This window comes from Dickeya aquatica, assembly GCF_900095885.1.
Classification (GTDB): Bacteria; Pseudomonadota; Gammaproteobacteria; order Enterobacterales; family Enterobacteriaceae; genus Dickeya; species Dickeya aquatica.
The window spans coordinates 865,434-884,720 of sequence record NZ_LT615367.1 but is presented as its reverse complement, the minus strand read 5'-3'; the positions used below and the strand labels follow the sequence as shown (position 1 = coordinate 884,720).

Here is a 19,287-nt window from a genome sequence, read left to right as displayed (position 1 = left end):
TGCGCCATCCCCGTTGTTTTTTCCCCATCGGTACATTGCTGACACCTCGTGATACGGTGCTTATACCTGTGCCTGAAAACGGCCCCACTCAATTGATGTATTTTTAATGCAACTTATGGCCATCCGCCCCTTCCTGCGCATACACTATGTTCATCAACCATGATCATAAATCTGGTCATCAACCAACATGTTTATCCGCGCGAGCACCCGTAAGGCTGCACGCCAGCAAAAAAATTAAGAGGGCGAATGATGAGCGATACACCGGCGTTGATGTGCTACAAACAATTACCGCAATGGAACAGCGAAACGTTGCCCGCCGCGTTTCGGGAAAAACACAACACACAAGAGAGTACCTGGGCCAGGCTACATATTCTCAAAGGCGAGCTGACCTTTGCCCTGCTGACTGAGCAAGGTGAAGAAGAGGCCGTGTTGCAATTTTCCATTCACCAGCAGCCGCCTTACATTGAACCTCAGCGCTGGCACCGTATTGTCGCCGTGTCTGACGATTTGGAATGCCAGTTGAGTTTTTACTGCCGCGCCGAAGACTATTACCACAAAAAATATGGCCTGACGCGCACCCACTCCGAAGTGATAGAAACGGTGCGCCATCTTACACCGGGTAAGGCACTCGATCTTGGCTGCGGCGGCGGGCGTAACGCGCTCTATTTAAACCTGAAAGGATTTGATGTCACCGCGTGTGACAAAAATGCACTCAGTATCAACGCGCTCAATGACATTATCGCTGACGAGCAACTGAGTCATATTGATACCTTTGTGCACGACATTAACCAGGCCGATATTCATCATCAGTATGATTTCATCCTGTCTACCGTGGTGTTTATGTTTCTCAACAGAGAACGCATCCCTGCCATCATTGAGAACATGCAGGCGCACACCCTGGCAGGCGGGCACAATTTGATTGTCGCGGCGATGTCCACCGAGGATTTTCCCTGCCCGGTGCCTTTCTCATTCACCTTCGCACATGACGAATTGCGTCATTACTACCGGGACTGGGAGATTGTGAAATATAACGAGGAGGTGGGGGAACTGCACAAAACGGACGCGGAGGGTAAACGCATCAAATTGCGCTTTGCGACCTTGTTGGCCCGTAAACCGGACTAACGTTGAGCCTGCGGGACAGCAGGCGCATGATGCCTTGCAGCCCGCAGATTTCAAGGCCGCAAAAACGGCCTTGAAGAAAAAACGGGAAGAGAAAATAAAATCGCGCGCCCTGGCTATCAGCTCGCTTTACGCTCCGTTGCCTGACGATACGCGACCAGATCTTCAATCGTCAGCACTGGCATGTTGTGCTGTTTGGCAAACGCGATAACCTCCGGCGCTCGCGCCATGGAGCCGTCATCGTTAGTCAGCTCACACAGCACCCCAAATGGCTTAAAGCCAGCCAGACGCATTAAATCAACGGTGGCTTCCGTATGACCACCGCGAACCAGCACGCCACCGGGTTGGGCACGCAATGGGAATACATGACCGGGGCGGTTTAGATCGCTCGGGCGCGCGCCATCGGCAATGGCTGCTCGCACGGTGGTCAGGCGATCGGACGCGGACACTCCCGTTGTGACGCCTTCAGCGGCTTCAATGGTGACGGTAAACGCCGTTTGATAGTGGCTGGAGTTATTTTCCACCATCATCGGCAGTTCCAGCTTCTGGCGACGCTCTTCGGTGATACACAGGCACACGATACCGCTGCCGTGACGAATGGTCAGTGCCATCTGCTCAACCGTCATGGTTTCAGCAGCAAAAATCATGTCGCCCTCGTTTTCCCTGTCTTCATCGTCGAGCACCATTACGCCACGCCCCTGGCGTAATGCTTCCAGCGCCAGCTCAACACGTTCAGCAGGAGTACCAAACTCGGAAAGTAAAGTCTGATTCATGGTAAAAAAACCTCAATTTTTATATGGATTACCAGAATCAGGGCGAACTTGAGGAGTCGTTTTGTACCACAGCCTGCGGGTGGATATCATCACCCCCCAGACGACGGACAAAAGCGTAAAATAACGCATGCAGGCAGCGTGCCTGTCGCAACTCGTTACTCTCTCCCATCCGGACTATTACCGTCGGCCCCGGAATTTCACCGGATCTGCTGACCTCAGACGACTGTCTGAGCGCTCGCGGGCTTCCAGTAAGCCTGAGGCTTGAACTGGTTTACCGCCGGTGGGGAATTACACCCCGCCCTGAGAATAAACGTAATTACTATAACGCTAACTGACAGAGCGGGCAATCCATAAGCCCGAGCAAAGATCGCAAAATTCACGCAATGAAAATCACTTTTTGTTTATACCAGGCCCGCCAGGCAGTACACTTGAGTCTGTCCGCCATATCGTCAAACCATTCAGGAAAGCGTCATGATCGACCCGAAAAAATTAGAGCAGATGGCCCGTCAGGTGCAGGAATCCATGCCAAAAGGCATCCGGGAATTTGGCGAAGATGTGGAGAAAAAAATTCGTCAGGTGTTGCAGTCGCAATTAAGCAAACTCGATCTGGTCAGCCGTGAAGAGTTTGATATCCAGACTCAGGTGCTGCTGCGCTCACGCGAAAAACTGGCGCACCTTGAGCAACGTTTAGCAGCCCTGGAAGCTAAAGCGGCCGCCAGTGAAACCACGCTACAGCCGCCAGCCGACCCGCAGTAACATTCTCTGACAGGACTGGGGCTTCCCCTATCCTGTCAGTTGAATCATGGAGTTTCACTGCATCAGCGGGACAACTACGCCAGACAAGCGTGATGAACGTTATCGGTATTACCGCTCTGGCTCTGGTTGTGCCGCTTTTCTGACAGGCAATCCCCACCACAGCACCGCCAGCATCAACAAGGCGTACCACGCTTTTGTTCCCAGCGTCAGCAACAGGGCTGCACATAACACACTGCCAATCCACGCCATCACACGGGAACGCCCACGCAACAGACGGCACCCGGCCAACATGCACAGCAGATAAATCAGGATAAAAATACCGTTCGCGTAAACAATCAATACCGACAGCGGCAGTTGCAACCAGTAGATACCAAGGCAGCAAACAAGGCAGCAGGCAACCACCAGAGACAGCGCATTTGCCGGTGCACGGGCTGCTGATAACTGAGCCAGACGGCTTCCCGCCGGAGCCTGTGACCAGACCAGCCGGGCGAAGCCTTGCGTGTAGATATTCACGCTGGCAAAACAGGCAAGGTAGCCGACGATACACGCCAGCCAAAGTGCGTGTTCACCAAACAAACGCACCACAATACCCGGAAGGGATGCTGTTGCCGCCTGATGTGGGCCATAGGCTGCAAAGTGCAGCACCACCACAGTACAGCCCCAGTAAACCGCACCGGCAAGTAACATACCTATCAATAATGCGCGTGGAAAATCGCGCTGTGGTGAGGTAAATTCCGTCGCCAGATGGGCAAAGGCTTCCAGCCCGACAAAACACCAGAACATCACCGCCAGCGCATCAAGCATCACCGGTGCGTTGATCTCAGACAGCGCAGGCCAGGGGATCTGAGTGAGCGCGATATCACCTTTCCACCATATAGCCGCAACCAACAACACAACCAACACCGCTATCAACGTTTGAATCACCGCACTGGAGCCTGCACTACGCAACCCCAGTAGCCAGATGGCCGCCAGCGTCAACAACTGCACCCACAGCAACCCTGTCGCGCTAAGACCAAACGCCGCCTGCCAAAAACCGGCGGCAATTTGCATTGCCGCCGGCAGCCCGACCGGGATAACGGATAAAAACAACCAGCCGGTGACGCGGGCAAGCCGTGGCCCAAATGCCAGATTGACAAAATGCGCGGCGCCACCGGCATTAGGGTAGTGTCGGCCAAGCGAGGCAAATGCAATCGCAATAGGAAACACCAGCATAATCAGCAGCGGCCAGGCCCATAGACTGTCGCCGCGCGACTGTTCTGCAACCAACGCCGGAACAGCGAATACTCCGGTGCCGAGCAAAGAGGTAGACAGTAAACCAATGCCCTGTACTAACCCCAACTCCTGTTTTAACGTCTGAGAATGACTCACGGTATCGACCTTGTGGTTAATGCTATCCTTGCCCCTCTCCCATACCGACGTGCGTGGCGTATGGATAATGCCAGTCTGATTCAAGTAAACCAGCCAGCGATTACGCCATCACCGTTACAACATCGAAACGAGGTAAAACACACAAGGGTAAAAGGCATAAGAGTAAAAAAGCCCCCGCAAGCGGAGGCTTCATCGCACAGTACATGCGGGAATTACGCATCCTGCGCGCTATTGGCCCTCAGCACATCGCGGATACGGCCTTTATACGCCTCAACTTTCTGCGGCGTCATCAAACGGCGCTCATCATCCAGCACCACGCCGCCTACATCGTCAGCAATACGCTGTGCTGACTGCAACATCAATTTAAAATTCTGACTGGCATCACCGTAAGAAGGCACCATCATAAAAATCGATACCCCTGGCGTACTAAATTCAGCCATCGCATCCACATTAAATGAGCCGGGCTTCACCATATTTGCCAGACTGAACAGTACCGGGCCACTCCCCGAAGGATTGACGTGACGATGAAAGATATTCATTTCGCCAAACTGAAACCCGGCTTGTAACACGCTTTGCAGCAACAGCTCGCCACCGATAACCCCACCCTGATGCGCCGCAACATGCAACACCAATACAACTTCACGAATCGCTTCATGCTGCATCGATTGCCTGAACTGGTTGCCCCCCGGCACAGACGGCGGTGGTGAGGACAGCGGTGCAGGCTCGTTAACCACCGGAGCAACCGGTTGAGACGGGTGATAAACAGGCTGGGGCGGTACGGGGGCGGCGGTTTGCGCACGGACATGCGTATTATCCGGTGCAGGTGGCGCGGAGTCATCCAGCAACGGATCGTAAAGCGCGGGTTCCTGACGAGCCTCTGGCACGGAGGCACGCTCATCATATTGGCTAAAATTGGGCGTACCCGAGGCGCGAGAAGCGGTGACACGCACATCACCTACGCCCTCTTCCGGCTCGTCGAGCACAGCGTCATCACGCTTGGGCTTCAGACGTTTAACGGGACGATCGCGGAAAAGGGACGAGCGCTCTTTACGGCTGGTCCAAAGACCATGCAATAACAGTGCGATAATTGCGATCGCGCCAACAACGATTAAGATTAGACGCAGGTCCTGCATCATTGCTATCCCAGTTATTCCTATACATTGCCTAAATGGCACATTGCCACAACGGCAAATACACATACCCCTAACTGTATTTGCCTGTGTAGCCAAGTGCAAGTCTGGGCGATAGTTTATGATAATAAAGATCAATCGGTGGCATTTTTTTGCGGTTTTTTCATGCAAATCGCCGCTAGCCAGTTGAAAGCCCTCCCGATATGATGCCGTCACCTGCATATCATACGGTGAGAACAGCACCATGTCTTACACGCAACAGCTTGATCGCAAACACAGTGGCCTGCATTACTTTCTCCAGGGCTGGCAGTTGCTGTCCCTTCCCGGCATCCGCCGTTTTGTTCTGCTTCCCCTGTTGGTAAACATTCTGATAATGGGAAGCGCATTCTGGTGGCTCTTTCACCGGTTGGGGGAGTGGATCCCGCAGTTAATGACGCATATTCCAGGCTGGCTGCAATGGCTGAGCTACCTGCTTTGGCCACTGGTCACCGTCTTTGTGTTGCTGGTATTTAGCTATTTTTTCAGCACACTCGCTAACCTGATAGCCTCACCGTTCAACGGGTTACTGGCAGAGCACCTGGAAGCCAGGCTAACCGGTCAAGCGTTACCCAGCGCAGGCATGATGGATATCGCCAAAGATATTCCACGCATTCTGAAACGTGAAACGCAAAAACTGGCCTATTATTTACCACGCGCTTTGGTGCTGGTACTGCTCTACTTTATCCCCGGTGTAGGTCAGACAGTCATACCGGTACTGTGGTTTTTGTTCGGTGCCTGGATGTTGACCATCCAGTATTGTGATTATCCCTTCGATAACCACAAAGTCAGCTTTCCGGCCATGCGCCAGGCTCTGCGCCAGCGCAAGCTGACCCATTTGCAGTTCGGGGCACTGGTCAGCCTGTGTACCATGGTGCCCTTGCTGAATCTGCTCATTATGCCGGTGGCGGTGTGTGGCGCGACTGCGCTGTGGGTGGATAACTATCGCCATCTTGCTGGCTCATCGCACGCGCATTGACCATAAGCCCCGGCGCAACTTGCCTGCTACGCCGGGATAATGCGCAATCCCCCCACAGGCAAGCGTATTGCGGGTATAACCAGAAATTGAGGAAAACATATTTCCTCAGAACATATAGATATAGCGATTCTTTACTTCACTGACTGCCCCGAACGAGTATCCTCTTTGAGGTTCGCAAAAATTTCATACAGTTATTAAGGACGGGCTATGAGCAAGATCTACGAAGATAATTCTTTCACTATCGGCCACACGCCGCTGGTTCGTCTCAATCGCATCGGTAACGGGCGTATTTTGGCCAAGGTCGAGTCGCGTAACCCGAGCTTCAGCGTAAAATGCCGTATCGGTGCCAACCTAATTTGGGATGCCGAGAAACGTGGCGTGCTGAAGCCCGGCGTTGAGCTCGTAGAACCGACCAGCGGAAATACCGGTATCGCCCTGGCATATGTCGCCGCGGCTCGCGGGTACAAACTGACGCTCACCATGCCTGAAACCATGAGTCTGGAGCGTCGTAAACTGCTCAAGGCGCTGGGCGCGAATCTGGTGTTGACTGAAGGTGCCAAAGGCATGAAAGGTGCCATCGCCAAAGCAGAAGAGATTGTGGCCGGCGACCCGCAGCGTTATCTGCTGCTCCAGCAATTCAGCAATCCGGCTAACCCGGAAATCCACGAAAAAACCACTGGCCCGGAAATCTGGGAAGATACCGATGGTGACGTTGACGTCTTTATCGCTGGTGTGGGTACCGGCGGCACGCTGACCGGTGTCAGCCGCTATATCAAAAACACCAAGGGCAAAGCCATCACCTCCGTGGCGGTCGAACCCGTTGACTCCCCGGTCATTACCCAGGCGCTGGCTGGCGAAGAAATCAAACCCGGCCCGCATAAAATCCAGGGGATCGGCGCAGGTTTTATTCCGGCTAACCTTGATCTCACCCTGGTTGACCGCGTCGAGCGCATCAGTAACGATGATGCCATTTCAACCGCCCGTCGTCTGATGGAAGAAGAAGGGATTCTGGCCGGGATTTCCTCCGGTGCAGCAGTAGCAGCCGCCCTTAACCTGCTTAAAGAAGAGCAGTTTGCCAATAAGACTATCGTGGTTGTCCTGCCCTCTTCTGGCGAGCGCTACCTGAGCACTGCGCTGTTTGCCGATCTGTTTACCGAGCAGGAGCTGCAACAATAGCGGCTTGCCGATAGCGGTAATTAAAAACTAAAAAAAGCACCCTGCGGGGTGCTTTTTTGTGGCCGAGTTCAAACTTTCTGCTACTGACAGATTGCTTTTCACGGTCAGGTTTAGTATTTAACCGAACAATTATTTTGATGCGTGAAATTAATACCCGTCGGCACCCCGGCGCACAACAGACCAGCGGCATGAAGCTCACGGCCGGATGCTTCATCACCTGTCTGACAACGGCTTGGGGCACTATAGCGGTATTTGGCAAGGGTAAACCCTGCGTTTTCCCTTCACCGCATCCCGGCCTGCTCTGATGCTGCCAGGGCAACCAAACAGGCTAAAGTTCGGTTCCTACACTAAACTTTAGTTCCACAACATGAATTCAATCCAAATAAGTTGGGGAAAAAAGAATGTTTAAGCAAGACGTTACGATTACCGCACCAAATGGTCTGCATACCCGTCCCGCCGCCCAGTTCGTCAAAGAAGCCAAAGGATTTACCGCTGAAATTACCGTGACCTCTAACGGCAAAAGCGCCAGCGCCAAGAGCCTGTTTAAATTGCAGACACTCGGCCTGACTCAGGGTACTGTTGTGACGATTTCCGCGGAAGGTGAAGACGCGCAGCAAGCCGTTGAGCACCTGGTCAAACTGATGGCTGAGCTTGAATAACAGCCCGCTCTCTTTGTGAATATCAGAATCAAGTAAGGTAGGGTTATGATTTCAGGCATATTGGTATCACCGGGAATTGCTTTTGGTAAGGCGCTGTTACTGAAAGATGATGAGATTGTCCTCAACCGGAAAAAAATCTCTGCGGATCAGGTCAACGCGGAAATCGAACGTTTCCTGAGCGGGCGGACAAAAGCCGCTCAGCAGTTGGAAGTTATCAAGAAAAAAGCCGCTGAAACGCTAGGGCCAGAAAAAGAAGCCATCTTCGAAGGGCACATCATGCTGCTTGAAGATGAAGAATTCGAGCAGGAAATCATCTCCCTGATTAAAGACGACCATGCATCAGCCGATGCAGCGGCGTTTTCCGTTATCGAAACCCAGGCGAAAGCGCTGGAAGAACTGGATGACGAGTACCTGAAAGAGCGCGCAGCAGACATGCGCGATATCGGCAAGCGCCTGCTGAAAAACATACTGGGCATGCATATTGTCGATCTGGGTGATATTCAGGACGAGGTTATCCTGATCGCCAAAGATTTAACGCCGTCTGAAACCGCACAGTTAAACCTGAACAAAGTGCTGGGCTTCATTACCGACATCGGTGGCCGGACGTCCCATACCTCGATTATGGCGCGCTCGCTGGAGTTACCGGCGATTGTCGGCACCACCGATGCAACCCAGAAAATTCAGAACGGCGATTACCTGATTCTGGATGGCGTTAATAACACCATTTATCAAAACCCGGATTTGGCCACCATTGACCAGCTCAAGGCCATTCAGGAGCAGTACAACACCGAAAAACACGAACTGACCAAACTCAAAGATCTGCCAGCCATCACGCTGGATGGTCACGAAGTTGAAGTCTGTGCCAACATTGGTACCGTGCGTGACGTCGCGGGTGCTGAGCGTAATGGTGCCGAAGGTGTTGGCCTGTACCGTACCGAATTCCTGTTTATGGATCGCGACGCTCTGCCGACTGAAGACGAACAGTTCCAGGCATACAAAGCGGTAGCTGAAGCGGTAGGGGCTCAGGCTGTTATCGTCCGTACCATGGATATCGGTGGTGATAAAGACCTGCCGTACATGAACCTGCCGAAAGAAGAAAACCCGTTCCTCGGCTGGCGTGCGATCCGTATCTGTCTTGATCGTAAAGAAATTTTGCATGCCCAGTTACGTGCGATTTTACGCGCCTCTGCGTTTGGTAAACTGCGCATCATGTTCCCGATGATCATTTCGGTTGAAGAAGTGCGTACGCTGAAAGCAGAGCTGGAAATGCTGAAAGCACAGCTGCGTGCAGAAGGTAAAGCCTTTGATGAGACGATTGAAGTCGGTGTCATGGTAGAAACGCCTGCGGCGGCGGCTATCGCCCATCATCTGGCGAAGGAAGTTGACTTCTTTAGTATTGGGACAAATGACTTAACCCAGTATACTCTGGCAGTAGATCGCGGGAACGAGCTGATTTCTCATCTCTATAACCCCATGTCTCCGGCCGTGTTAACCCTGATTAAACAGGTGATTGACGCATCACACGCCGAAGGTAAATGGACAGGGATGTGCGGCGAGCTCGCGGGTGACGAACGTGCTACACTACTGCTGCTGGGGATGGGTCTGGATGAGTTCAGCATGAGTGCCATCTCGATTCCTCGCATTAAAAAAATTATTCGTAATGCCAATTACGAAGATGCGAAAGCGCTGGCGGAGCAGGCATTAGCCCAGCCGACGGCAGAAGAGTTAAGCAGTCTGGTAAGCCGGTTCATTAAAGAAAAGACGCTTTGCTGATACCGCTGTGCTGACCCAATATTAATGCTTAGGAGAAAATCATGGGTTTGTTCGATAAACTGAAATCTCTGGTTTCTGACGATAAGAAAGAAACCGGCAGCATCGAAATCATTGCCCCGTTATCCGGTGAAATCGTCAACATCGAAGACGTACCTGATGTGGTATTCGCAGAGAAAATCGTGGGTGACGGTATCGCCATCAAACCAAGCGGTAACAAAATGGTGGCACCGGTCGATGGCACCATCGGTAAAATCTTCGAAACCAACCATGCTTTTTCCATTGAATCAGACAGTGGTATTGAGCTTTTTGTGCACTTCGGTATTGATACCGTTGAGCTGAAAGGCGAAGGCTTTAAACGCATTGCAGAAGAAGGGCAGCGCGTGAAAAAAGGCGACGTGGTGATCGAGTTTGATCTGGCGTTGCTGGAAGAAAAAGCCAAATCTACGCTGACGCCAGTGGTCATCTCCAACATGGATGAAATCAAAGAATTGACCAAGCTGACGGGTGTGGTTGTCGTGGGTGAAACCCCGGTTATCCGCATCAAGAAATAAGCCCCACGTTAGCTGACAACGAAAACGGTGCCCACTGGCACCGTTTTTTATTGTGCGTTTACTCACCCGCTTTATTTCTGTATTTCTATCCGTCCCGCCGTGTACTTATTGCCAGCGCGGAATGCAAAGGCGAATAAGTAACCCACCCTGAGTGCGGTTTTCTGCTTCAATACGCCCACCGTGTGCCGACACCGCTTTACGCGCTATCGCAAGACCCAGCCCATAACCTTTGCCACTTTTGGGCGAATCAATCCGCATAAAGGGGTCAAAAATACTCGACAATTTGCTGGCTTCCACGCCCGGCCCGCTATCAGCAACGCCAATGCACCACTCTTTTTCATCCCGTGACAGCGACACCAGAACCTGCTGACCGCGAGAGGAAAACCGCAGGGCATTGCGAATAATGTTGTCCAGTGCGTGACGCATCAGCTCTGCGGAGCCTTTAACGGTATAATCATCAAATCCCCCGCTATTGAGATCGATCTCCACACCCGGCACCTGTGCTTCATAGCGGGCATCGTTGACCACGGCATTAACCAGACCGAGCAGATCGAAATACTCTTCGTTATTCAGCGCATGATTTTCGGCGCGTGATAACGTCAGCACTTCACCGATCATCTTGTCCATACGTTGTGCTTCACGCTCCATGCGCTGAAGTGCACTTTCAACGTTATCCGGGTTTTGACGCGCCAGCCCGATCGCCAGTTGCAAACGCGCCAGCGGCGATCGCAGCTCATGTGACACGTCATGCAGCAGTTGCTCACGCGCACCAACCAGCACCGCGAGGCGCTCCACCATGGCGTCAAAATCACGGGCGACATCTGCAATTTCATCGTGACGGCGGCGCATTGCCGGGTAGATGCGCACGGCTAAATCGCCGCGAGACACCTGCTCGAAACCAGCACGTAGCTGGCTTAACGGACGCGCCAGATTCCAGGCCAGCATGGCGCTAAACAACAACCCCCCCAGCCCGCCAATCCAGACTGTCGGCGGTGGCAGATGCAAAAAAAACGGTATCTGGCCGGGGCGGTTATTGTCCGGCATCAGATCCTGCCGCCAGCGAGCGGTATTAAAGCTGACGCGGTAACGCTGCCCATCAGGCCCTTCCACCACCTGTTGCACCGCTTCATGATGCCACGCCGGGCGCTCCCTCTCTCCCGCCAGCGGGCCAAATTCCGGCGGGCCGAAGACGGGCCTGTCAGGTGTATCCGGGGGCGGTAACCGCGTATCAGAGCCGCTGATATCCTCGTTATCTCCGATAATGGCCACGTTGATATAGCCCTGCTCGCTTTGGGGCCAGGTTGACAGCGTCCGCCCAAGCTCCGCCATCCCCCCTTGACGCAACGCCTGTGTTGCCAGCGCCATTTGCAGCGAAATGGTATGTTTTCCCAAACGGAATTCAGGCGGATCGTTACGCCCGCCATACAGCGAGAAGCCAACCCACAGCAGTTGTGAAATGACAAAAAACGTCAGCCACAGACCGATCAGCACTTTCCAGAACAACCGACCGTGCATGATTAGCGGATCCGGTATCCGACGCTGCGCACCGTCTCGATAGCCAGGTTACAGCCATCAAGCGCAGCCAGCTTCTGGCGAATATTACTGATGTGGACGTCCACACTGCGATCATACGCTTCACGGCGGCGGCCCAGGCACTTCTCTGATAGCTCATCTTTAGTGACGACCCGCTCGGATGATCGCATCAACAACTCCAGCAAGTTAAACTCTGATGCGGTCAGATCAAAAGCCTTACCGCGCCATTCACTGCTACGGGTTGACGGGCAAACCACCAGATCGCCATAACTCACCGTGCCGGTTTCTTCTGCCTTTTCCGGTTTATCTTCATAACGACGTAGCACCGCACGTAAACGTGCGACCAGTTCGCGTGGGTAACACGGTTTGGGAACATAATCATCGGCCCCCATTTCCAGCCCGATAACCCTGTCGATATTATCCCCTTTAGCGGTCAGCATGATGACGGGAATCGAGCAGTTGCGGCGTATCTGCCGCAACACATCAATGCCGCTCATATCCGGTAGCATAATATCCAGAATCATCGCGGTGTACTGTTCAGAGAGCGCCCCCGCCACCCCTTCTTTGCCGGTCATCACCTGTGATGTGCTAAACCCCTCTGCTGTCAGGTATTCACACAGCATGTGTCCCAGTTCGGCATCATCATCTACCAGTAAAATCTTCATGCATTTATTCCCATACATTGTTACCGCCCCTATTGTCAGGGCTGGTCGCAATATGCGCAGCCCCATTTACGGAATCCTTACCTTTCACTGCACAAAACATAACCCCTTTGTGATATCAGGCCGGGTAAATTATGCGAAGTAGCCCACGCCATTGCATCGCGCACGCATCAATCGATGCCGATGAGGCTGTCAGTGGCGTTATTTCGTGGTGCGATGTGTTTATTCAGACAAGGACGCTGCTGTTTTGACAAGACGATTCTCCCGCTCCCTGCGCTGGTGGGTGTTGGCTGGCTTTGTGGCCGCCACCCTGTATATGCTGCTTCCCCGGTTTCGCGCAGCTCCGCCCCCTGACTATATCACCGCCCCGGTTGATATCCGTGACCTCCAGCAAACGGTGCTGGCAGATGGCACGGTGACGGCACAAAAGCTGGTCAGTGTCGGGGCTCAGGTTTCCGGGCAGATAAAAACCCTGCGAGTGTCACTGGGTGACGCAGTTAAAAAAGGCCAGCTACTGGCTGAAATCGACGACATGACCCAACAAAATGCGCTGCGTGACAGCAACGCCGCCCTGGAGAATATTCAGGCGCAGCGGGCCTCGCGGCTGGCAACCTTGCGCAATGATCGGCGTAACTGGCAACGTCAGCAGATCTTGCAGCAAAAAGGACTCGGTATTCAGGCCGATTATGACAGTGCCAAATCCACACTGGAGGCCACGCAAGCCGATGTCGTCGCCCTTGATGCCCAGATAGTGCGGGCCAGCATTGCCGTCAACACCGCACAGGTCAACCTTGGCTACACCCACATTGTTTCACCGATGGACGGGACGATTGTGGCGCTACCGGTTGAGCAAGGTCAGACGGTGAACGCGGTACAAAGTGCCCCGACTATCGCCAAAGTCGCCAATCTGAAAACCATGACGGTTGAAGCAAAAATATCGGAAGCCGATGTCGTTCATATCAAAACCGGTATGCCCGTGTGGTTCACCATTCTGGGTGACCCGCATACGCGTTATCAGGGCGTGTTGCGCGCTATCAAACCGGCACCGGAATCCCTCAGTACCGACAGCAGCACCAGCAGTAGCAGCTCAGCCAGCAGTAATAGCAGTTCCAGCAGTACGACCGGGAGCGCCATCTACTACAACGGCCTGTTTGATGTCGATAACCCTGATGAGAGGCTGCGTATCTCCATGACCGCTCAGGTGTACATTCTGTTGTCAGAAGCGAAACACGCGCAGGTGGTGCCGGTGAGTGCCTTGCTGTACCGTCAGGGGAAAACCTTTGTGCAGGTAGTACCTGAAGGCGGGGCACCGATACCGCGCGAAGTCATTACTGGCATTAGCGACAACGCCTATATTCAGGTGACAAGCGGCATCTCTGCCGGGGAGCGGGTGGTCATAAGCCAGCGCAGCAGCGCAGGCAACAGTAACCGTAACCTGCCGCCGCCACCGATGGGGTTGTGAATGATGAGCACACCGTTACTCGTACTGCACCAGGTGCACCGCAGTTTTCTCAACGGCCAGCAGCGCACCGATGTGCTCAATGACATCAATTTGACCCTTCATGCCGGTGAAATGGTGGCCATCGTCGGGGCCTCCGGTTCGGGAAAATCGACCTTGATGAATATATTGGGCTGTCTTGATAAACCGACACAGGGGGATTATCAGGTAGCCGGTATCTCCACGTTGACGCTCAATGACGATAAGCTTGCCGCACTACGCCGCGAACACTTTGGTTTTATCTTCCAGCGTTACCATTTACTTAATGATCTGAACGTCGGCGATAACGTCGCCATGCCCGCGATTTATGCCGGTCAGCCCCGGCATCTGCGCCAGCAACGCGCCAGCGCACTACTGGCGCGACTGGGGCTGGCAGAGCGCCAGCATGATGCGCCGGGTAAATTATCCGGCGGGCAGCAGCAGCGGGTGAGTATTGCCAGAGCACTGATGAACGGCGGGCAGGTTATTTTGGCTGACGAGCCGACCGGCGCGCTCGACAGCGCCAATGGTCAGGCGGTATTGTCCATTCTGCGTGAACTGCATCAGCAAGGACACACGGTGATTATCGTCACGCACGACATGAATATCGCACGCGTGGCCGGGCGTATTATCGAACTTCATGATGGCCACATCGTGGCGGATACCCCGGTAAGCCCAGCGCCTGCCACCACGGTGCGACCGGTCAGCACACATCAGCCCGCCGTTAGCGCACGGTATCAGGGCTACGAACGGCTACAGAGCGCTTTTAAGATGGCGCTGCGGGCCATGAATGCCCGCCGGATGCGCACTTTTCTGACCATGCTCGGCATCATTATCGGTATTGCCTCGGTGGTATCAGTGGTGGCGTTAGGGCAAGGCTCACAACAGCAAGTGCTCAACAGTATTAGTGCGATGGGTACCAGCACACTGGAGATTTTTCCTGGTAAAGCGTTTGGTGATATGCGCTCTGCTGCGGTGCAAACACTGCGATCCAGCGACTTACTCCCGATTGCACAGCAACCCTACATCCACAGTGTCACCCCCACGGTTGCCACCTCGGTAACCCTGCGCTACCGCAACAAGGCGGTTTCAGCCAGTGTCAGTGGCGTTGGCGAGCAATTTTTTAGCGTGCGAGGGTACACCCTGAATGAAGGGCTGGGTTTCTCACCACACCGTGTTGCACCGCTCGCTCAAGAGGCGGTGATTGACCAAAACACCCGCGACACCCTGTTTGCCCCCGGTGAAGACCCGATAGGCCAGGTCATCTTTGCAGGCTCGCTCCCCTGCCGGATAGTGGGCGTCGCTACGCGCAAGCAATCAGGTTTTGGCAGTGATGAAAACCTCAATGTGTGGCTACCTTACACCACGGTCATGCGGCGAATGGTCGGCCAGTCATATCTGCGCAGCATTACGGTACGCGTCAATGACAACATCGACCTTGGCATTGCAGAACAAGGTATAACCGAGATCCTGACCCGCCAGCACGGCAATAAAGACTTTTTCATTATGAACACTGACAGCATCCGTCAGACGATTCGCCAGACCACCGCCACCATGACGTTGCTGGTTTCAGCCATTGCGCTGATTTCGCTCATCGTTGGCGGGATCGGGGTGATGAATATCATGCTGGTGTCGGTCACAGAACGTACCCGGGAGATTGGTGTTCGCATGGCGGTGGGAGCACGCACCAGCGACATCCTGCAACAATTTTTGATAGAAGCGGTATTGGTATGCCTGTGCGGTGGTGTCTTGGGCGTGGGGCTGTCACTGCTGGCGGGCGCACTGGCAAGCCACCTGAGCGAGGTGACGTTTATCTATTCGGCCGATTCGGTGATAGTGGCCTTTATCTGCTCAAGCCTGATTGGTGTGATTTTCGGTTTTTTCCCGGCCCGTCGGGCGGCGCATTTGCAGCCGATTCAGGCGCTGGAGCGGGAGTAATCCCGCCCCATCTTCACCCAAAAACCCCGGTAGACAGATAGCGATCGCCCCGGTCACATATCACCGTGACCACGCGACTACCGGGGAACTCCGCCGCGATACGCAGCGCCCCGGCAACGGCCCCACCGGAGCTGACACCGCAAAATATCCCTTCCTCACGCGCCAGTTGCCGCAACGTGGTTTCCGCGTCCTGCTGTGAGATATCCATAATCCTGTCAACCAGTTGTGGCTGAAAAATACCGGGCATGTAGGCCGGTTGCCAGCGCCGGATACCGGGGATTTGGCTACCGGCCTGCGGCTGCAAACCAACGGTATACACCGCTGGATTCTGGTGTTTCAGGTAACGGCTCACGCCGGTTATGGTACCAGTGGTGCCCATACAAGAAACAAAATGGCTGACTTGTCCACCGGTCTGCCGCCAAATTTCCGGCCCGGTCGTGGTGAAATGCGCCAGAGGGTTATCGGGGTTATTGAACTGATCCAACAATTTCCCCTCACCTGCTTCGGCCATGGATGCCGCCAGATCGCGCGCACCCTCCATGCCCTGCTGCTGACTGACCAGCACCAGCTCAGCCCCGTAAGCCCGCATAGCCGCCTGCCGCTCCAGGCTCATGTTATCCGGCATCAGCAGGCGTAAACGATAGCCCTTCATTGCCGCAACCATCGCCAGCGCAATGCCGGTATTACCGCTGGTGGCTTCAATCAGTCTGTCACCCGGCGCTATCTCTGCGCGTCGCTCCGCCTGGGTTATCATCGACAGCGCTGCGCGATCTTTTATCGAACCGGCCGGATTATTGCCCTCAAGTTTCAGCCAGACGTCGCTGCCGGTATGGCACGCCAAACGTTGCAATTTGACCAGCGGTGTATTGCCAACGCAGTGTTCGAGTGTGGTCACATGCTCTCCCCGGTGCGCCTGTCGCACACAAAAAAACAGGCACCACAACGTGTGCCTGACAGTAATAAAAATCTATTGCAGTTATAGCGATAACAGACGGGTAAGAGAAGGGGCAAAAAAGTAGCTGCCGCTCACCGCGCGGGTAAAACGCAGCATGTCATCACGCTTGCCGTCGCGGTCACCGAACATGCTCAGTAACTGCTGCTCAATGTTGTAAAGGCGGGCACAGTAGGCCGCAAAGTAGAGGCCATGTTTGCCGCTGGCAGTGCCATAAGGCAGGCTCTGGCGCAAAATTTTCAGCCCCTTGCCCTCTTCTTTAAGGTCAACCCGGCTTAAGTGTGACGTTACCGGCCGCACCTCGGATGAAAGCTCTTCGTTATCTTGTTTGGTGCGGCCAATCATCTGCTCCTGCTGTTCCACGCTCATGCGGTTAAGCTGGCGCAGGTTATGTTCCCAGCGCTGCACAAACACATAGCTGCCGCCTTCACCTGGCTGGCCTTCGGGGATAATGGCAACAGCCTGGCGCGCGTCACCCTGCGGGTTTTCCGTACCATCGACAAAACCACTCAGATCACGGTCTTCCACCCAGCGAAAACCGTGGGTTTCCTCTTCCACATTGATGGTGTTACCAAAGGCGGCCAGCAGCGCCTGCGCCAGAGTGAAATTCACGTCGTGGCGCAGCGATTGAATATGAATCAACATATCGCGTTGCGTTGCCGGGGCCAGACCGTTCCCCAACGGCGTAAAGGGTTTCAACTCCACCGCGCTGTTATCGCAGTCAAGCTCACGCCAGACGTCATAGCCAAACGCTATCACCGCACCCAGCCCGGCATCGGGGAAACGTTGCTGCAACTCAGTCAGTGCCTGACAAAACTTTTTGCACCCCTGGCGGATGGCATCAAATTCTCCCTGTACCATAGCCTCCATAAAAATGGCAAAACGGCGATGCTCAAGCAAAATACCGCTTTGAATTTGCGTCATCAGTGGCTTCCTCACATTACTCAGCGCAGTGTCATCAAGAGAACGAAGAGGCGTGTCGCACACGCCTCCAGAATGAATGGCACCCATAATATCAGACGATGTTGACGATGACAGGATAACCTTACTGTCCACGGTAGAAAGCCGCTTTTCTGCCCCCCGCTATGAGTGTGATGCTATATCGCCTGTGTGCGTGGTGCGTTTGCCTTTCTTGCCGGAGCCATGAGGCCTGACAGCGCGTAAAGCACGCTGGCCGCGAGCAGAGAATTCAGCGCCGGGATCCCCCACTCAATCACAATGCCGACACCACTGCCGACCAGGCTTGCCACGATAGCCATCCAGCCGATGGCGGGCGTTTGCTTCTCCTCCGGCAATGTTCCTTGCTGACGGCTGTCATCAAGCAAACGACGGCTGGTGCGCAACAGATAATAATCCACCAGCATCACCCCGATTATGGGCGGGAAAAACACGCCAAGCCAGGTCAGAAAATCCACAAAGCGGTCTAAGATGCCTATCACCGACAGGAACGTGCCTACCAGGCCAATCAATAGCGTAATGGATTGATAACGAAGCTTTTTACCCGTAATACCTTCAACAGCATTGGCAATACCCAGCGAAGAGGAGTAGAGGTTAATGTCATTAATTCGCAGCGTGGAGAAAATCACGGTTATCAACCCGATACCCCCGGCGGTCTGTGACATGATGGTCACGATATCCGCCGTATTCAGTGCCCGGGCAATCAACATTGCCAGCCCGTTGACGAAGAACTCGCCGATGATGATAGACAGCAAAGTTATCCACATCACATGCTTGCCCTGCCGGGAATAGCGCGTCATATCCGGTGTGATGAGGCTTGCGACAATACAGCCGCCAACCACCATCGTCGCCCCGGCACTCACCGTAATCGCCTCACCTGAAGCCGCTGTTTGCCACAATGCGGCAAGGCTATGGCCACTCAATGTCATCACCGAAATATAACCGACCACCATGATAAACAGCGGCACGGCAATTCTGGCGGTATAGCGCAGCGCGCGAAAACCAAACGTGACCAGCAGCGTTAACGCACAGCCAGAAAGCGTTGCGGCAACGCCGAACCCCAGCCGGTCGCCCAGTGCGTAATTCAGTGAGCGGGCAAACACTGCATTCTGCACACCGAACCATCCCAGCAAACTGATGGCAATAATGGCACCGATAAGTACCGCGCCCAACCGGCCAAAACCGCACCAGCGCGCCAGTAAACTGCCGGAAAGCCCCTCTTTCATTCCGGCATATCCAAGCCCCAGCGTAGCCACACCAAAAATGGCGCTGCCGATAGCAATGGCCAAAAACGCATCACCAGAGCTCATCCCGTGGCCGAGTACCGCGCCCAGCATGAACTGATCCAATGCCGTCAACATACCAATATGCACCAGCGCTACGTTAAAAAACGGCAACCGGGCCGAATCCGGCACCCGGCTAACCGGATAATCATCAATACTTGCCAT

The 19,287-nt window shown here is 54.1% G+C and carries 18 protein-coding genes and 1 riboswitch; of the genes, 9 read left to right on the top strand and 9 right to left on the bottom strand.

The features are described from left to right. The first annotated feature begins 249 nt into the window (after positions 1 to 249). Positions 250 to 1,122 carry an SAM-dependent methyltransferase TehB gene (gene tehB, locus DAQ1742_RS04010; RefSeq protein ID WP_035340071.1) on the top strand — a complete coding sequence of 291 codons (873 nt, stop codon included), beginning with the start codon at positions 250 to 252 and terminating at the stop codon, positions 1,120 to 1,122. 116 nt (positions 1,123 to 1,238) lie between these two features. On the opposite strand, the gene ribB is transcribed toward tehB, so the two are convergent. Both ribB and DAQ1742_RS20685 read right to left on the bottom strand, forming a co-directional pair. Further along, on the bottom strand, positions 1,239 to 1,892 hold the full coding sequence (gene ribB / locus DAQ1742_RS04005; protein ID WP_035340069.1) for a 3,4-dihydroxy-2-butanone-4-phosphate synthase: 654 nt from the start codon (positions 1,890 to 1,892) through the stop codon (positions 1,239 to 1,241). A 37-nt stretch (positions 1,893 to 1,929) separates the two neighbouring features. Continuing rightward, a complete protein-coding gene (locus tag DAQ1742_RS20685) occupies positions 1,930 to 2,061 on the bottom strand; it encodes a hypothetical protein (RefSeq protein ID WP_255342505.1) in 132 nt (43 codons plus the stop codon). Further along, a riboswitch (FMN riboswitch) is annotated at positions 2,046 to 2,204 on the bottom strand. (Overlaps the previous gene by 16 nt.) 159 nt (positions 2,205 to 2,363) lie before the next feature. Here DAQ1742_RS20685 and ubiK point away from each other — a divergent pair. After that, on the top strand, positions 2,364 to 2,648 hold the full coding sequence (gene ubiK / locus DAQ1742_RS04000) for a ubiquinone biosynthesis accessory factor UbiK (RefSeq protein ID WP_035340068.1): 285 nt from the start codon (positions 2,364 to 2,366) through the stop codon (positions 2,646 to 2,648). 108 nt (positions 2,649 to 2,756) lie between these two features. Here the strand turns inward: ubiK and yjeH are convergent, their stop codons facing one another. Beyond that, positions 2,757 to 4,016 carry an L-methionine/branched-chain amino acid transporter gene (gene yjeH, locus DAQ1742_RS03995; RefSeq protein ID WP_035340066.1) on the bottom strand — a complete coding sequence of 420 codons (1,260 nt, stop codon included), beginning with the start codon at positions 4,014 to 4,016 and terminating at the stop codon, positions 2,757 to 2,759. Between the two features lie 212 nt (positions 4,017 to 4,228). Next, entirely contained in the window at positions 4,229 to 5,152 is a 924-nt protein-coding gene (zipA, locus tag DAQ1742_RS03990; protein WP_180706235.1) for a cell division protein ZipA, read from the bottom strand. Positions 5,153 to 5,390: 238 nt separating this feature from the next. Here zipA and cysZ point away from each other — a divergent pair, with 238 nt between their 5' ends. From cysZ to crr, 5 genes are all read left to right on the top strand, one after another. Continuing rightward, entirely contained in the window at positions 5,391 to 6,161 is a 771-nt protein-coding gene (gene cysZ / locus DAQ1742_RS03985; RefSeq protein ID WP_035340063.1) for a sulfate transporter CysZ, read from the top strand. 207 nt (positions 6,162 to 6,368) lie between these two features. Continuing rightward, entirely contained in the window at positions 6,369 to 7,337 is a 969-nt protein-coding gene (gene cysK, locus DAQ1742_RS03980; protein WP_035340061.1) for a cysteine synthase A, read from the top strand. Positions 7,338 to 7,738: 401 nt separating this feature from the next. Beyond that, positions 7,739 to 7,996: a phosphocarrier protein Hpr gene (gene ptsH / locus DAQ1742_RS03975; protein ID WP_035340059.1), complete on the top strand. Its 258-nt coding sequence runs from the start codon at positions 7,739 to 7,741 to the stop codon at positions 7,994 to 7,996. A gap of 45 nt (positions 7,997 to 8,041) precedes the next feature. Further along, the gene (gene ptsI, locus DAQ1742_RS03970; protein WP_035340057.1) at positions 8,042 to 9,769 is read left to right on the top strand and encodes a phosphoenolpyruvate-protein phosphotransferase PtsI; all 1,728 of its coding nucleotides are present in this window, start codon (positions 8,042 to 8,044) and stop codon (positions 9,767 to 9,769) included. Positions 9,770 to 9,810: 41 nt separating this feature from the next. After that, positions 9,811 to 10,320 (top strand): PTS glucose transporter subunit IIA, encoded by a 510-nt coding sequence (gene crr, locus DAQ1742_RS03965; protein WP_035340055.1) that lies wholly within the window; start codon positions 9,811 to 9,813, stop codon positions 10,318 to 10,320. A 105-nt stretch (positions 10,321 to 10,425) separates the two neighbouring features. Here crr and DAQ1742_RS03960 read toward each other — a convergent pair whose 3' ends face one another. Continuing rightward, on the bottom strand, positions 10,426 to 11,835 hold the full coding sequence (locus DAQ1742_RS03960) for a sensor histidine kinase (protein WP_035340053.1): 1,410 nt from the start codon (positions 11,833 to 11,835) through the stop codon (positions 10,426 to 10,428). Positions 11,836 to 11,837: 2 nt separating this feature from the next. After that, complete coding sequence (locus tag DAQ1742_RS03955; RefSeq protein ID WP_035340051.1) at positions 11,838 to 12,518, bottom strand: response regulator transcription factor; 681 nt, start codon at positions 12,516 to 12,518, stop codon at positions 11,838 to 11,840. A 244-nt stretch (positions 12,519 to 12,762) separates the two neighbouring features. On the opposite strand from DAQ1742_RS03955, the gene DAQ1742_RS03950 reads away from it, so the two are divergent. Beyond that, a complete protein-coding gene (locus tag DAQ1742_RS03950; protein ID WP_051124009.1) occupies positions 12,763 to 13,977 on the top strand; it encodes an efflux RND transporter periplasmic adaptor subunit in 1,215 nt (404 codons plus the stop codon). Positions 13,978 to 13,980: 3 nt separating this feature from the next. Beyond that, a complete protein-coding gene (locus DAQ1742_RS03945) occupies positions 13,981 to 15,930 on the top strand; it encodes a MacB family efflux pump subunit (RefSeq protein WP_035345748.1) in 1,950 nt (649 codons plus the stop codon). 13 nt (positions 15,931 to 15,943) lie between these two features. Here the strand turns inward: DAQ1742_RS03945 and cysM are convergent, their stop codons facing one another. The 3 genes from cysM to DAQ1742_RS03930 all read right to left on the bottom strand — a co-directional run bounded on the left by cysM (position 15,944) and on the right by DAQ1742_RS03930 (position 19,287). After that, entirely contained in the window at positions 15,944 to 16,825 is an 882-nt protein-coding gene (gene cysM, locus DAQ1742_RS03940; protein WP_035340049.1) for a cysteine synthase CysM, read from the bottom strand. 81 nt (positions 16,826 to 16,906) lie between these two features. Further along, positions 16,907 to 17,806: a Dyp-type peroxidase gene (locus tag DAQ1742_RS03935; protein ID WP_035340046.1), complete on the bottom strand. Its 900-nt coding sequence runs from the start codon at positions 17,804 to 17,806 to the stop codon at positions 16,907 to 16,909. Positions 17,807 to 17,979: 173 nt separating this feature from the next. Then, entirely contained in the window at positions 17,980 to 19,287 is a 1,308-nt protein-coding gene (locus DAQ1742_RS03930; RefSeq protein WP_067486599.1) for a purine-cytosine permease family protein, read from the bottom strand.

Bases quoted from the DNA above. Each gene is read 5' to 3' on its own strand.
- zipA (WP_180706235.1), bottom strand. From the start codon at position 5,152: ATGATGCAGGACCTGCGTCTAATCTTAATCGTTGTTGGCGCGATCGCA.
- ribB (WP_035340069.1), bottom strand. From the start codon at position 1,892: ATGAATCAGACTTTACTTTCCGAGTTTGGTACTCCTGCTGAACGTGTT.
- DAQ1742_RS20685 (WP_255342505.1), bottom strand. From the start codon at position 2,061: ATGGGAGAGAGTAACGAGTTGCGACAGGCACGCTGCCTGCATGCGTTA.
- DAQ1742_RS03960 (WP_035340053.1), bottom strand. From the start codon at position 11,835: ATGCACGGTCGGTTGTTCTGGAAAGTGCTGATCGGTCTGTGGCTGACG.
- cysZ (WP_035340063.1), top strand. From the start codon at position 5,391: ATGTCTTACACGCAACAGCTTGATCGCAAACACAGTGGCCTGCATTAC.
- DAQ1742_RS03935 (WP_035340046.1), bottom strand. From the start codon at position 17,806: ATGACGCAAATTCAAAGCGGTATTTTGCTTGAGCATCGCCGTTTTGCC.
- DAQ1742_RS03945 (WP_035345748.1), top strand. From the start codon at position 13,981: ATGAGCACACCGTTACTCGTACTGCACCAGGTGCACCGCAGTTTTCTC.
- ubiK (WP_035340068.1), top strand. From the start codon at position 2,364: ATGATCGACCCGAAAAAATTAGAGCAGATGGCCCGTCAGGTGCAGGAA.
- tehB (WP_035340071.1), top strand. From the start codon at position 250: ATGAGCGATACACCGGCGTTGATGTGCTACAAACAATTACCGCAATGG.
- crr (WP_035340055.1), top strand. From the start codon at position 9,811: ATGGGTTTGTTCGATAAACTGAAATCTCTGGTTTCTGACGATAAGAAA.
- DAQ1742_RS03930 (WP_067486599.1), bottom strand. From the start codon at position 19,287: ATGGCAAGTATTGATGATTATCCGGTTAGCCGGGTGCCGGATTCGGCC.
- DAQ1742_RS03955 (WP_035340051.1), bottom strand. From the start codon at position 12,518: ATGAAGATTTTACTGGTAGATGATGATGCCGAACTGGGACACATGCTG.
- ptsH (WP_035340059.1), top strand. From the start codon at position 7,739: ATGTTTAAGCAAGACGTTACGATTACCGCACCAAATGGTCTGCATACC.
- cysK (WP_035340061.1), top strand. From the start codon at position 6,369: ATGAGCAAGATCTACGAAGATAATTCTTTCACTATCGGCCACACGCCG.
- ptsI (WP_035340057.1), top strand. From the start codon at position 8,042: ATGATTTCAGGCATATTGGTATCACCGGGAATTGCTTTTGGTAAGGCG.